Here is a 14993-nt window from a genome sequence, read left to right as displayed (position 1 = left end):
AATCACATGAAAAATAAAGTGCTTTTTACACTATTGCTATTGGTGGGGACATTAGCGTCAGCTCAAGAAATATCCTTATCAGGTACAGTTAAAGACAGCCTAGGTGTTGGTGTAGATATGGCGAATGTTATTGCCATAAATGCAGCAACACAAGGTTTAGAGTCTTACGGAATTACCAACCATGCGGGACTTTTTAAATTGAAATTGAAAACTGGGGAGCAGTATACGGTAAAAGTGAGTTACCTCGGTTTTAAACCAGAGTCGTTCACATTTACGGCCAGTGCGCAAGATGCTGTAAAAGATATTGTCATGCGAGAGCAGGAGGCACAGTTAGATGAGGTAGATGTTACTTATGAAATGCCGGTTTCGGTAAAGGGCGATACTATAGTGTATGATACCGATTCGTTTGTGTCGGGTACAGAAAAGAAATTGAAAGATGTGTTAGAAAACCTTCCGGGGATTGAAATAAACGATGACGGTCAAATAGAAGTTGAAGGTAAAACGGTGAGCAAAGTCATGGTAGAAGGCAAGGATTTCTTTGATGGGGATACCAAGTTAGCAGTGGAGAATATTCCGGCGAATGCCTTAAGTAAAGTCGAGGTATTGCGAAACTTTAATGAAGTTTCCCAAATGAAAGGACTCACCAATGACGATGATAATGTGGCATTGAATATAAAACTGAAAGAGGGGAAAAAGAATTTTTGGTTTGGAGAGTTAACGGCAGGTTACGGTCCTGATGACAGGTATTTGGCACATCCAAAATTATTTTATTATAGTCCTAAATACAGCATTAATATCATCACCGATTTAAATAATATCGGCGAAGTCCCTTTTACACGAAACGATTACAGAAACTTTACGGGTGGATTCAGAAATTTGAATTCCAGGGGCGGTAGCTCTATTTCTACGGGTGCAGATGAATTGGGGCTTTCTTCGGCACAGAATAATAGGGCAAATGATATTGACACCAAATTCGCAGCCGCTAATTTCAGTTATGCGCCAACGGAAGGGTTAGATTTAAGTGGATTCGGTATTTATTCGTACACCGGCACACTAATGAAATCAGAAGGAACTACGTCTTATATTGCCAGTAATGATATTGAAAGCACGACTACGAATACAGATCAGACCATTCATTTAGGTTTAGCGAAATTGAGTGCAAAATATAAGCCTAATGAAGATTTTCAGTTAGATTATGATGCGCTTCTAAAACAGTCAGACGATACAGAGGAAGTCAATGTGCTTTCCATTTCCTCCATAACCGATGAAATTGACGAGGTAAAAAAGCAGAAGCCCTTATCGGTTAATCAGAATTTGAATATTTACTACACCTTAAACGATAAAAACATTTTTGCGGTAGAGGCGCAGTATTTATATGCCGATGAAGACCCTTTTTATGAAGCGATACGAAACGAGTTTGCCTTTGTAGATATTTTCCCAGTTGATGAAAATCAAGATGTATATAATATCAATCAGGCTAAAACTGTGGTTACTAATAAGGTCGATGCCAAGGTAGATTATTATAGGGTGCTTGGTAGTAAGAGCAACCTTAATCTAACGTTAGGAACTACACAAAGCAATCAGAATTTCAATTCTAACATTTTTCAGATTTTAGATAATGAGTCTGTTTTAAATATGAGCGGAGATGAATTTGGTAATGAGGTAGCCTTTCATGTATCTGATGTATATGCAGGTCTACACTACAAAGTTATTTCGGGCATTTTTACTTTTAATCCCGGTGTAACCTTACATCAGTTTAATGTAAAGAACGAACAATTGGGTGCTGTGGTAGAAAATAATTTAACGTCGTTGCTTCCAGACGTGTATATCAATGCACAACTAAAGAAATCAGAAAATCTGCGTTTCAATTATAGAGTAACAAGATCCTTTACAGATGTTAGTGATTTTGCTCAAGGGTATGTGCTGAACAATTACAATTCGTTGTATAGTGGTAATCGCGATTTAGAAAGTGCATTGAACCATAATGTATCGCTAAATTTTTTTAGCTTCAATATGTTCAACTTTACCAATATTTTTGCGAATGTAGCGTATACCAAAAGAATAGATGCTTTAAAAAGCGGAGTTAATATTATTGGTATTAATAGAGTAAGTAGCACCATCAATTCTAATTTTGATGATGAATCTTTAACCGCGAGCGGAAAATATGAGCGTACGTTTAGTAAAATAAAAGCATCTGTTCAGGGTAATTTGGGCTGGTCTACTACAAACAACTTGGTTGACAATGCACAACGAACATCAAATTCATTGACACAGAATTATAATGCAGCGCTTTCTACTAATTTCAAAGACGCTCCTAATTTAGAATTAGGCTATAGATATACGGTGAACAATTACGAGAATGGAGATTTAGAAACCACATTTTATACGAGCAGACCTTATGCTCGTTTTGATGCCAGCTTCTTAAAGAATTTCATATTTACGGTAGATTATGACTATTATAATTATACCGATGATGCCGATACCATTTCTAACACCTACAGTTTTTTAGAATCTGACTTAACATACCAGAAGAAAGATAGCCGTTGGGAATATGGAATAAAAGGGACCAATTTATTGAATTCGACTACACTCAATAGAGATAGTACCAATGAGCTGTTTTTTAGCACGCAAGCCTATTTTGTTCAGCCCAGATACGTGCTGTTATCTGTAAAATATGATCTATAAAATGTAGAGGATTATAGGTAGATTTTGACGATTCTTTTATTTGAGTTAATAAATAACATCATATTAAGATATTGAACAGAACATTTTTTCTATTTTTGCATCTCAATTAAAATAAAGAGGAGGGATTTGACTGATTGCAACCTCTGTTTTAGCCCAAGGGTATAAAACGAAAAAAATGCTAAAGCAGTTGATGCTGATACCATATCGCATCACACTTCTTTTCGGCATTCGTTCAAATCCTTTTAAGAATAAAAAAGATTGTTATGCCATATTTATTTACATCAGAATCTGTTAGTGAAGGACATCCGGATAAAGTTGCGGATCAAATCAGTGACGCGTTATTAGATAATTTTCTTGCCTTTGACCCAGAAAGTAAGGTTGCCTGTGAAACTTTGGTAACTACAGGTCAAGTAGTACTGGCAGGCGAGGTAAAGAGCGATACCTATTTAGATGTACAGAACATTGCCCGTGAAGTCATCAATAAAATAGGATATACCAAAGGAGAATACCAGTTTAGTGGAGATTCTTGCGGAGTAATATCGTTAATTCACGAGCAGTCTCAAGATATTAACCAAGGTGTAGACCGTGGTTCAAAAGAAGAGCAGGGTGCTGGTGACCAAGGTATGATGTTTGGTTACGCAACTAGCGAGACAGAAAATTATATGCCCTTAGCTCTAGATATCTCGCACAAAATTCTGAATACATTGGCAGAGCTACGTCGCGCGAATAAAGAGATTTCTTATTTACGTCCGGATGCCAAGGCACAGGTTACTATAGAATATTCAGATGCCAATGAGCCTATACGTATAGATACGATTGTAGTTTCTACACAGCATGATGCTTTTGATGCCGATGATGAGAAAATGTTGGCGAAGATCAAGTCCGACATTATTTCAATTCTGATTCCGAAAGTGAAGGCACAATTGCCGGTAGAAACACAGAAGTTGTTTGATAATCAAATAAAGTATCATATTAACCCAACAGGTAAGTTCGTTATTGGTGGTCCTCATGGAGATACTGGTTTAACAGGTCGTAAGATTATTGTGGATACCTACGGAGGTAAAGGAGCTCATGGCGGTGGAGCTTTCAGTGGTAAGGATCCAAGTAAGGTAGACCGTAGTGCGGCTTATGCAGCACGTCATGCAGCCAAGAATTTAGTAGCTGCAGGTGTAGCAGATGAGATTTTAGTACAAGTAAGTTATGCAATCGGTGTTGTAAAACCTACGTCTATTTATGTCGATACCTATGGTACATCTAAAGTAGGGTTGAGTGATGGTGACATTGCAAAAAAAGTAGCGCAGTTATTTGATATGAGACCTTTTGCTATTGAAGATAGATTAAAATTAAGAAACCCGATTTACCTAGAAACAGCTGCATACGGTCATATGGGGAAAACACCTGTAACTATTACCAAAATTTTCGAATCGCCATATAATGGCCGTATCGAAAAAGAGGTTGAATTGTTTACGTGGGAAAAACTGGATAAAGTAGCCGAGGTTAAAGCAGCGTTTAGTTTGTAAATGTATTACTAGCTATGTATGGCATTAGTGCTAATAAATAGTTTAAAAAAAATGCTCCGTGATTCACGGAGCATTTTTTATAGTAAATATCATTGCGAAAATTACATCGATCAGTAGGCAATTGAGAAGCAATCTGACTATTGGGAACTTGCCAAAAAAATCCTCACAAGCAAATTAACACCCCTTCACAACAAGAAATTACATTTTGACCACAAAATCTATTTTGTAGGAAAAGTATTACATATATTTGAATTGTAATTATTGGTGAATCCCCAAATTTTACCAAGTTAAAAGATAAAGAACATGTTAGTATTGTAAAAAGAAATATACCATGTAAATACCTGTTGAAGTCCCAAATGTCTGCTTGTATTCCGCATTGTTGAAAAGAGTCTTTGTCTTTTGAAACCTATTTAAAATTTAACTTAACCTACGAATGCCATGCTTAAATTTTCCCGATTTCTTTCAACTATTCTGCTGGGTATATTATTGCAATCATGTGCCAAAGACACGGACCTTATTTCTGAGTTTGTAGTTTTAGATGCTGCAAAATCTCAATATCGTTCGGTAGAAATGAATCCGGAATTCAAAATGAAAAAATCTGAAGAAAATTTTGAAAGTGTTGCATTAATTCCTTTTTCTAATTAAATTTAACTCCAACGAAACGCTACTTTAATGAAATCTCAACTACATCAAGAAACCACTATTCAAGAATATAAAAACGATTTCTTTTCGGGCATTCTTTTGCTAGTGAAAAAGTTGTTCATGATTTAATTTATGATCCTCATTTCAGTCCCGTTAATTTTTTCAGAAGCAAACTGCCTCTAATTATCCGTACGCATTTTTTTTGTCAAATTTAGCCGGTCTGCCATTTACTCATTAATCGAGATTTAAATGCTCCGAGGCTTGTCTAGAAATAAAAATATTTCTTCCTATAAATGCCTCATGGACTTGCCCTTAGGTTGTTTGCTATGGCGCAGTCTAAATAGTGTCAATGGTTATTGCAACCCACCATTTTGGAACTCAAACAATTCAAACTTTTCGGTCACCTCCTCTAAACTATATTGGTAATAATCGAGTAAACTTTCTTAGATTTAAGAATTCAAATTCTTAAGACATGCCAAAGATTACCACCAAACACTTTTTTACACTTCTTTTAGTAGCTACGGTGATTGTTTCCTGTAGAAAAACAGCTCCGAAAGTTGCAGACGTTGAGGTCTCGGAAACCTATGTAAAAGACAATTACACCAAAAAAGAAGTCGATATCACCATGCGTGACGGCATAAAACTCCATACTACGGTGTATTCGCCCAAGGATACCTCAAAAGAATATCCAATTATAATGCAACGAACTCCCTATAGCTCTCAGCCATATGGAGCTGGGAATTTCAAAGAAAAAATTGCACCAAATATTCACATGATGCAAGATGGTTATATTGTGGTCTATCAAGATGTTCGTGGGCGTTGGTTAAGTGAAGGACATTATGAGAATATGCGCGCCTATAATCCAAATAAAACATCGGAGAAAGATATCGATGAAAGTTCAGATACGTATGATACGATTGATTGGTTGGTAAATAACGTAGAAAACAATAATGGTAATGTAGGTATTTGGGGAATTTCGTATCCTGGTTTTTACTCCACATATGCGGTTGTAGATGCGCACCCAGCGTTAAAAGCAGCTTCGCCACAGGCAAGTATTGCCGATTTCTTTTTTGATGATTTTCACCATAACGGAGCGTATTTACTGAGCTATTTTAGAGCAACGTCATTATTCGGTACGCCAAGACCCGATGGTGATAAACCTATAGATACGGCATGGTATGTATTACCGGAATTACCGACTGAGGATCAGTACCAGTTCTTTTTAGATGAAGGTCCGCTGAAAAACTTAGACCGCTTCTTTGAATACGAAACTACCGATACACCGCGTATGGCAAAGGAAGGGGTAACCGATGATTATTTCTGGAACGAATTAAAAGAGCACCCAAATTATGATGAAATGTGGCAGAGTAAAGGCTTGATTCAGCATTTAAAAAATGTAAAACCAACAGTAGCGACTATGGTGGTTGCGGGCGAGTTTGATGCCGAGGATTTATACGGACCGTTAGAAACCTATAAGAATATTGAAAAGTACAATGCCGATAATTACAACACTTTGGTTTTTGGACCATGGGATCACGGCGGATGGGCACGAAGAAAAGGACAGAATACGGTAGGTAACTATTACTTCGGTGACGGTATTTCAGAATTTTTTCAAGAGCATATAGAAACCAAATTTTTTGACCATTTCTTAAAAGGAAACGGAGATAAAAATAGCGGACTGCCGGAAGCCTACGTTTTTGATACCGGTAGAAAAGATTGGAAGACTTATGATACTTGGCCACCAGCGGGAGTGGTTAAAAAAGACATGTACTTATCTGCTGATCAAGAATTGACTTTTGAGCCAAAAGCGGTTGAAGAAGTAAAGTTTATAAGCGATATTAAAAAACCGGTTCCATACTCAGAGGATATTAAAACGGTATTTACCCCAAGAAAATACATGACCGACGATCAGCGTTTTGCGGCACGTCGTGGAGATGTATTGGTATTTGAAACCGAAGTTATGGAGAATGATATGACCTTGGCAGGAGACATTTTGGCGAAGCTAAAAGTAGCAACCACAGGTACAGCCGCAGATTGGATTGTTAAAATCATTGATGTACACCCGGCAGATGAACCGGCATATGAAGGCATGCAAGATCACTTAAAAATGAGCAACTATCATTTAATGGTACGTAGCGAAGTGTTGAGAGGTCGATTTAGAAATAGTTTTGCCAACCCAGAGCCATTTGTACCGAACCAAAAGACAGATGTTACTATTAAGTTGCAAGATGTGTTCCATACCATTAAAAAAGGGCATAAGCTACAAGTGCAAGTTCAAAGTACCTGGTTTCCGTTAATAGATTTGAATCCGCAGACCTATGTGGATAATATCTTTAAAGCAGATGAATCCGATTTTAAAACGCAAACGCATACGGTTTTTACGGACTCTAGTATTGAGTTTTCGGTGTTGGAGTAATGTTAAAAAGTATGGATAATTTTTCTAAGCGAGATGTAGCTCAAGTACTTTTAACAGCACAGCATAAAAGTGAGGAGTTAAAGAAAACAAATGGATATGAGTGCTTTAAGTCAATTCAAGTATTTAGAAATTCATTTTTTATTTATAAGCATAATTATATCTGCTGGAAAAAATCATTGAAAAACTATTATCTAGATGAAAATAATGCAATAACAAATTCTATGAAAAGGCATTTTCGACAGAGGGTATTGATTTCAAAGTTGCACAATGTTTTATCAAGCTCAACTACATTTAATGAAATGTATAATGAGAAGCAGTTAGAAAATTCTTTTCATTGTTTTATTAAAGAGCTCAGGAATTTTACAATTCATAATTCATATTTCCCTTTGAGTAGTCATTTAGTGATGACACATTGTGAAGATAAAAAATTTGAGTCTTTTTCAACAGGTGGTTTTAAGGTATATCTTCAAAAGCGAATAAAGGAACACCCAAAATGGGAAGGTTTAAAAAAAGCAATGGAATACTTAATGAGTATTTTAGATTCAATTAATCTTTATGAATTGCTAGAGAAATATGATAAAGAAATGAATTCCTTTTACAATAGCTATATAATTAATTATTTAACTCAGAATAAAAATGGGCTTTTAGAATTAATCAAGGAAACAGAAGACGTTCATTACAGTTTGCTGAAAATCAAAAAGCTTCCTAATTACCCTCTGTCATCACCTGAATTACGATATTTAAAGCTGATTGTCAATCATACTTTATAAATATCCCTACTTTTAATACCAATCAATCTCATCAAACAACAACCAAAATGAAAAAACTAATCTTAATCGTTACAGGAGTTTTGTTCTTGTTGCCATTCAATGGCGAAGCCCAAAAAAGCAAAAAGAAAAAGCCGAATATCATTTTCATCATGTCAGATGATCATGCCTACCAAGCTATTAGCGCGTATGATGATAAATTACTTAGTACGCCTAATATTGATCGCTTGGCAAAAGAAGGTATGTTGTTTACGAATGCGAGCGTTACTAACTCTATTTGTGCACCATCACGGGCAACAATATTAACGGGCAAGCATACACATATTAATGGGAAAGTAGATAATTACTTTCCGTTCGATACCACGCAAGTCACCTTTCCACAGATATTTAAAAAGAATGGGTATAAAACTGCTATGTTCGGCAAGCTCCACTTTGGTAATAACCCTAAAGGGGTAGATGAGTTTATGATACTGCCGGGTCAGGGACATTATATCAATCCTGATTTTATTGTCACCAATGGCGATACCATTTCCAAGCAAGGGTATGTAACCGATATTATTACAGATGTATCTTTAGATTGGTTAAAGAAAGAAGCTGCAGATGACGAACCATTTATGATGATGTATTTACACAAAGCACCACATAGACCTTGGTGGCCAAGACCTGATAAGTTCAAGGAGTTTACACAGAAAACATTCCCAGAACCAGAAACACTTTTCGATGATTATAGCAATAGAGGTTCAGCCGCAAAAACGGCAGAGATGAATTTGTTGACACATATGATGTATAGTCACGATAGTAAAATACGCCCAGAGACGTTGGCAAAAATGGAAGGAAAGGTTTTTCCTGTAGTGGAAGAGTTTCCAAATAGCTTTTATGGTCCGTATAACCGTGCTACGGCAGAACAAAAGGCGTTGTATGATCCGGTATTAGACTCCATTAATGACTTCTTCTATAACAATTGGCCAAAGATGAACGATACCGAGAAAATGAAATGGAAATACCAGCGATATATGCAAGACTATTTGGGTAGTATTTCTTCGGTTGATGACAATGTAGGTCGATTGCTAGATTATTTAGATGAAAGCGGATTAGCAGAAAATACAATTGTAATTTATACTTCGGACCAAGGATTTTATTTAGGGGAACACGGTTGGTTCGATAAGCGATTTATTTATGATGAATCCTTCAAAACTCCGTTATTGGTTCGTTGGCCAAATGTGGTAAAACCTGGTTCGGTAGAGAATGAAATGGTTCAGAATTTAGATTTTGCACAGACCATGTTAGAGGCGGTAGGTATCACACCGCCAAACGATATGCAAGGGGAGAGTTTAATTCCGCTATTGAAAGGAGAAAAAGACAATTGGACAAGGGATGCGGTGTATTATCAGTATTACGAATATCCATCCGTACATATGGTAAAACGCCATTATGGTATAGTAAACAAAGAATTTAAACTCGCACACTTCTACTATGATGTTGACGAATGGGAATTGTATGACAGGCTGAAAGACCCAAATGAAATGAACAATGTCTACAATGATCCTGCATATGCGGACACCGTAAAAAAACTAAAGAAAGATTTAGTTGAAATGCGTAAATATTATAAAGATTCACCGGAGCAAGATCAGAAGTACATAAAAAAGTACAAGAGTGCTGGGATGATCGATTAGTTGTTGGTTATTTCGGCTACGCTCAGCACAAGTGTTAGTTGTTGGTTGTTGGAAAAAAAAATGTCAGTTCGAGTGCTTTGAATCTAATTTTTTAATTAGATTCAAAGTGTATCGAGAACCTCTTAGTTGATCAGGTTTCTAGTTTTCTTGAAACTCACAGAAAAATAACAACACAACCTCAAATTATATTTTTTTCATAAAATACTAGGATTTTCAAATATTCTGCCCTTATATTTGCACCTTAAAGTTCAAACACTTATTGAATAGTTATCAAGAAAGGTGGAGGGATTAGACCCTTTGAAACCTTAGCAACCCTTTGTTCATCACAAAGAAGGTGCTACATTCTACCCTTAGGGGATGGATAACAGTAATCGAATTTTCTTCGATATTACTTTCTTATAACTTTTTGATTTTACCTACCTGCAAATTATGCTGGTCAAGGTTTGGCTTTTAATTATTAATTAATATTTAAAAACAACAAAATCATGAGTAATCACAAATTAGCTACAAACGCATTACACGCAGGTCACGACACCACTACAAATGGGGGAACACGAGCAGTGCCTATTTACCAAACATCATCGTATGTATTTAACGATACGGACCATGCGGCACGCTTATTCTCTCTTGGGGAATTAGGTTTTATTTATACTAGGTTAAATAACCCTACCAATCAAATTCTACAAGATAGATTAGCTGCGGTAGAAGGCGGGATAGGAGCAGTAGTTTTTGCATCGGGTACAGCGGCAATCTCAACAGGTTTATTGACCTTGTTGAAAGCTGGTGATCACATTGTAGCGTCGAGCAGTTTGTATGGAGGTACATTTAATTTATTGAATGTGACATTGCCAAGGTTAGGTATCACAACAACATTTGTAGATGCATCTGAACCTGAAAATTTTGGAAAAGCGGTACAGGACAATACAAGAGCATTTTTTGTAGAATCCTTAGGAAACCCGAAGTTAGATGTGTTGGATTTAAAAGCGATTTCAAAAGAATCCAAAGCAGCAGGTGTACCATTTATAGTTGATAATACAGTAGCTACCCCGTCATTATTAAATCCAATTGAACACGGGGCTAACTTGGTAATTCATTCATTGACCAAATATATTGGCGGGCAAGGAACATCATTAGGCGGAGCAATTATTGATGCTGGTACGTTTGACTGGACCAACGGAAAATTCCCTGAGTTCACAGAACCATCTGCAGGTTACCATGGTTTGGTGTATAGCGAAGCATTAGGTGCTGCAGCGTTTACTTTCAAATTAATTTTAGAAGGCTTACGTGATTTCGGTGGAGCATTGAGCCCGTTTAACGCATTTCAAATTATTCAAGGTTTAGAAACATTGCCTGTACGTATTAAGCAGCACAGTGTAAATGCATTGGAATTAGCTACTTGGTTAGAAGGTAGAAAAGAAGTTGAATGGGTAAATTACCCGGGACTTAAAAGTAATAAGTACAACGAATTAGCAAAGGAATATTTGCCAAAAGGACAAAGCGGATTGGTTACCTTTGGTGTAAAAGGCGGATTTGAAGCTGCTAAAAAAGTTACCGATGCTACTAAGATATTTTCATTGCTAGCGAATATTGGGGATACCAAATCATTGATTATTCACCCAGCAAGTACAACGCACCAACAATTAACGGCAGAACAGCAAGATAGCGCAGGTGTAGGTCAAGATCTAATTCGTTTGTCGGTTGGTCTTGAAGACATTGAAGACTTAAAAGCAGATTTGGAACAAGCATTTGCAAGTCTTTAAATAGGTAGCTGAGCAAAGTTGAAACAATCGGAGACTAAGCGAAACCGAAGTCACCGATTGTTTAAGAATAGAGTATTTACATATGGTAGCTGAGCGTAGCCGAAGCCATAAATTGATTTTTAAATAAATGTTACATCAATTACAGATTAAAAAATACAAGACCCTAAGTGGTGCCACACAAGACATTCAATTGTCTTATCAGGTATTTGGAAAAGAGCTACATACAGCGCCAATAATTTTGGTGAACCATGCTCTTACCGGGAACTCTAATGTTACTGGTGACAATGGTTGGTGGTCAGCACTTATAGGTGATGAAAAATGTATCGATACCCAAAAATATACCATTTTGGCCTTCAATATTCCCGGTAACGGTCATGATAAGTTCGTGATAGAGAATTATAAGGATTTTGTAGCAGGAGATGTAGCTAGAATGTTCTTGTTAGGTTTGGAGCAGTTAAAGGTTGACCGTTTATTTGCTTTGATCGGTGGTTCTTTAGGTGGTGGTATCGCTTGGGAAATGGCAGCATTACAGCCTACATTGACAGAACATTTGATACCTGTAGCATCCGATTGGAAATCGACCGACTGGCTTATTGCCAATTGTCAGATCCAAGAGCAGTTTTTGGTAAACTCAAAACAACCGGTTCATGATGCGCGTATGCACGCCATGTTATGCTATAGAACTCCGGCTTCCTTCAAAGAACGCTTTAAAAGAAGTACCAACGAAGAGCTTAAGGTTTTTAATGTAGAAAGCTGGTTAATGCATCATGGCGATAAGCTTCAAGAGCGTTTTCAGTTATCGGCCTATAAACTAATGAATCAATTATTGAAGACTATTGATGTTACTAGAAGTGGTGATGAGAATTTTATCAAACTACAAAATAGTGATACCAACATTCATATTATCGGTGTAGATTCTGATATGTTCTTTACCGCACAAGAAAATAAGGATACGTTTAAACAATTAGCGCAAGCAAAAAGCAATGTAACCTATGGCGAAGTACAGTCGTTACATGGGCATGATGCATTCTTGATAGAGTTTGGCCAAATGGAGAAATTGCTGACCGGTATTTTTAATACCAATGGTAAAATCAAGAAAATTAAGATTTTGAAGTTTGGTGGTAAGTCATTAAGCAATGGTGAAGGATTAGAGCGTGTTTTAGATATTATTTCCAATAAGGTAAAGGATGATGAGAGTATTGCCGTAGTTGTTTCGGCAAGAGAAAAAGCTACAGATCAATTAGAGATTATTTTAGAAAAAGCTGCGAAGGGGAAAGACTATAAGGCCGACTTTGAAGCTTTAGAAAAGTATCAAAATCAATCTTATAAAAATGTTAATTTGTCGGCAGAATTTAAAGGTTTGGCAAAGTTGTATGAAGGAGTTTCTTTGTTGGGTGATTATAGTGCTAAAATTAAAGACGAAGTTCTTGCCTATGGTGAACTTATTTCTGCAAAGTTGGTTACTAAGTTATTAATAGGAAAAGGAGTAAAAGCAGTATTCGTAGATACCCGTGACGTAATAAAAACTGATAACTCTTTTGGTGATGCTAAAGTTTTAGAGGCAGAATCTAAAGAGCAAGTTTTACTGAAGTTTGATAAAATTCCTAAAGATACCGTAGCAGTTGTTACCGGTTTTATTTCATCAACCTTAGATGGAGAAACAACTACGTTAGGAAGAAATGGCAGCAACTATACTGCTGCACTTTTAGCGAACTTTTTAGATGCTGAAGAATTACAGAATTATACACATGTAGACGGAATTTTTACAGCTAATCCAGATTATGTTCCAGAAGCCAAAAAACTAGCAAATCTGTCTTATGCAGAGGCTAATGAATTGGCAAATTTTGGAGCAACTATTTTGCATGCTAAAACAATTATTCCCCTAATAGAAAAGAACATTCCGCTTCGTATTTTAAATACTTATAACGATGTTAACGAAGGAACATTAATAAGCGCAAAATCGAGCAAAGAAGGTATTAAATCACTTTCTGTAATTGAAGATGTTGCCATGATCAATATTGAAGGTCGTGGATTATTAGGAAAAGTAGGTGTAGATGCGAGAATATTTAAAGCATTACAAACGAGTAATATAAGTGTGAGTATTATTTCTCAAGGTTCTTCGGAAAGAGGAATTGGTCTTGTCGTAAAGAAAGACAAGGCTAAGAGAGCAAAACTGGCCTTGGAGAATGAATTTAGTACTGATTTTGAATCTAAAGATATAAATATGATTACGGTGATGGATGATGTGTCTATCATATCTATAGTAGGTCAAGATCTAAGTACGTTCCACAATCCGTTTAATGCATTAATTAAAAACCAGATTGTGCCTTTGTTATTTAATAATACTGTATCTGGCAAGAATGTAAGTTTGGTGGTTAAGAAAGCCGATTTACACAAGGCGGTAAACGTAATGCACGGACAGGTGTTCGGAATTAGTAAGAAAATAAATATTCTGATTTTTGGGCATGGGAATGTAGGAGGAACGCTTATTGATCAAATTCTTAAATCAGCCAAAACAATCAAGGATCGTAAAAAATTAGATTTACGCGTATTTGGGATTGCAAACTCTAAAAAGATTTTGTTAGATGAAAAAGGAATTACCAAAAATTGGAAAACAAATCTAAAACAAAAAGGGAAGTCGTATAAAGTTGATGATGCTTTTGATTTTGCAAAGCATCATCATTTAGAAAACCTAATTGTTATTGATAATACGGCAAGTAAAGATTTTGTGGCTAATTATTTTGAATTCGTAGAACGCGGATTTGATATTGTTTCCTCAAATAAAATAGCTAATACTTTACGATACGATTTTTATCAGTTATTGCGAGAAGAACTACAGAAAAATCAAAAGCAGTACTTGTACGAAACCAATGTAGGCGCAGGTTTACCGTTGATAGATACTATTAAGTTATTACATTTATCGGGAGAAAATATCACAAGGATTAAAGGAGTGTTCTCAGGGTCGTTAAGTTATATATTCAATACATTCTCCGAAGTAGATGTCCCATTTTCATCGATATTAAAAGATGCGATGAAACAAGGATTTACAGAACCGGATCCTCGCGAAGATTTATCGGGAAATGATGTGGGGCGTAAGTTATTGATCTTAGCAAGAGAATTAGACCTGCATAATGAGTTTGCTGATATCAATATAGATAATCTTATACCAGAGAAATTACAAGTCGGAGAAGTAGCCTTCTTTTTAGAGAATTTAGAGGTGTTAGATGCTAAGTTTAATGAAATCAAAAAGAATCAGAAACCAAATCACGTATTACGTTATGTGGGCGATTTGCATGGAAATCTTCAAAAGGAAAAAGGTGTGCTTGATGTAAAATTGATATCTGTGCCAAAAGAAAGTGCCTTGGGTCAGGTAAAAGGGTCGGATTCCATTATAGAGATTTATACGGAATCTTACGGAGAAAATCCGTTAGTAATACAAGGTGCAGGTGCAGGGGCAGCAGTTACGGCTAGAGGTGTATTTGGAGATATATTAAGGATTGCGGAGAAAGGGTAGTGAAAAGTACAAAGTA

At 36.4% G+C, this 14993-nt stretch carries 8 protein-coding genes and 1 riboswitch; all 8 genes read left to right on the top strand.

Annotated features, from left to right (window positions below):
- The first annotated feature begins 6 nt into the window (after positions 1-6).
- The 8 genes from BTR34_RS04480 (at position 7) to thrA (ending at position 14977) form a co-directional block, all read left to right on the top strand.
- Positions 7-2685: a TonB-dependent receptor gene (locus tag BTR34_RS04480; protein ID WP_068482027.1), complete on the top strand. Its 2679-nt coding sequence runs from the start codon at positions 7-9 to the stop codon at positions 2683-2685.
- A 263-nt stretch (positions 2686-2948) separates the two neighbouring features.
- Positions 2949-4205 carry a methionine adenosyltransferase gene (metK, locus tag BTR34_RS04475; RefSeq protein WP_068482032.1) on the top strand — a complete coding sequence of 419 codons (1257 nt, stop codon included), beginning with the start codon at positions 2949-2951 and terminating at the stop codon, positions 4203-4205.
- Between the two features lie 438 nt (positions 4206-4643).
- Positions 4644-4850: a hypothetical protein gene (locus tag BTR34_RS04470; protein ID WP_068482035.1), complete on the top strand. Its 207-nt coding sequence runs from the start codon at positions 4644-4646 to the stop codon at positions 4848-4850.
- 469 nt (positions 4851-5319) lie between these two features.
- Positions 5320-7263 (top strand): CocE/NonD family hydrolase, encoded by a 1944-nt coding sequence (locus BTR34_RS04465; protein ID WP_074472100.1) that lies wholly within the window; start codon positions 5320-5322, stop codon positions 7261-7263.
- 11 nt (positions 7264-7274) lie between these two features.
- Positions 7275-8033, top strand: coding sequence for a hypothetical protein (locus BTR34_RS04460; RefSeq protein WP_157483757.1), 759 nt, complete (start codon positions 7275-7277; stop codon positions 8031-8033).
- 47 nt (positions 8034-8080) lie between these two features.
- Positions 8081-9703: a sulfatase family protein gene (locus BTR34_RS04455; RefSeq protein WP_068482041.1), complete on the top strand. Its 1623-nt coding sequence runs from the start codon at positions 8081-8083 to the stop codon at positions 9701-9703.
- Positions 9704-9967: 264 nt separating this feature from the next.
- Positions 9968-10071: riboswitch (SAM riboswitch) on the top strand.
- Between the two features lie 117 nt (positions 10072-10188).
- Positions 10189-11463, top strand: coding sequence for an O-acetylhomoserine aminocarboxypropyltransferase/cysteine synthase family protein (locus BTR34_RS04450; RefSeq protein WP_068482044.1), 1275 nt, complete (start codon positions 10189-10191; stop codon positions 11461-11463).
- A 127-nt stretch (positions 11464-11590) separates the two neighbouring features.
- Positions 11591-14977 (top strand): bifunctional aspartate kinase/homoserine dehydrogenase I, encoded by a 3387-nt coding sequence (thrA, locus tag BTR34_RS04445; RefSeq protein WP_068482047.1) that lies wholly within the window; start codon positions 11591-11593, stop codon positions 14975-14977.
- The last annotated feature ends 16 nt before the right edge of the window (positions 14978-14993 follow it).

Origin of the sequence: Maribacter hydrothermalis (assembly GCF_001913155.1) — a bacterium.
GTDB classification, from domain to species: domain Bacteria; phylum Bacteroidota; class Bacteroidia; order Flavobacteriales; family Flavobacteriaceae; genus Maribacter; species Maribacter hydrothermalis.
The sequence above is the reverse complement of the archived record's forward strand: the minus strand, read 5'-3'. Positions and strand labels throughout refer to the sequence as shown.

Bases quoted from the DNA above. Each gene is read 5' to 3' on its own strand.
- BTR34_RS04480 (WP_068482027.1), top strand. From the start codon at position 7: ATGAAAAATAAAGTGCTTTTTACACTATTGCTATTGGTGGGGACATTA.
- metK (WP_068482032.1), top strand. From the start codon at position 2,949: ATGCCATATTTATTTACATCAGAATCTGTTAGTGAAGGACATCCGGAT.
- BTR34_RS04470 (WP_068482035.1), top strand. From the start codon at position 4,644: ATGCTTAAATTTTCCCGATTTCTTTCAACTATTCTGCTGGGTATATTA.
- BTR34_RS04465 (WP_074472100.1), top strand. From the start codon at position 5,320: ATGCCAAAGATTACCACCAAACACTTTTTTACACTTCTTTTAGTAGCT.
- BTR34_RS04460 (WP_157483757.1), top strand. From the start codon at position 7,275: ATGGATAATTTTTCTAAGCGAGATGTAGCTCAAGTACTTTTAACAGCA.
- BTR34_RS04455 (WP_068482041.1), top strand. From the start codon at position 8,081: ATGAAAAAACTAATCTTAATCGTTACAGGAGTTTTGTTCTTGTTGCCA.
- BTR34_RS04450 (WP_068482044.1), top strand. From the start codon at position 10,189: ATGAGTAATCACAAATTAGCTACAAACGCATTACACGCAGGTCACGAC.
- thrA (WP_068482047.1), top strand. From the start codon at position 11,591: ATGTTACATCAATTACAGATTAAAAAATACAAGACCCTAAGTGGTGCC.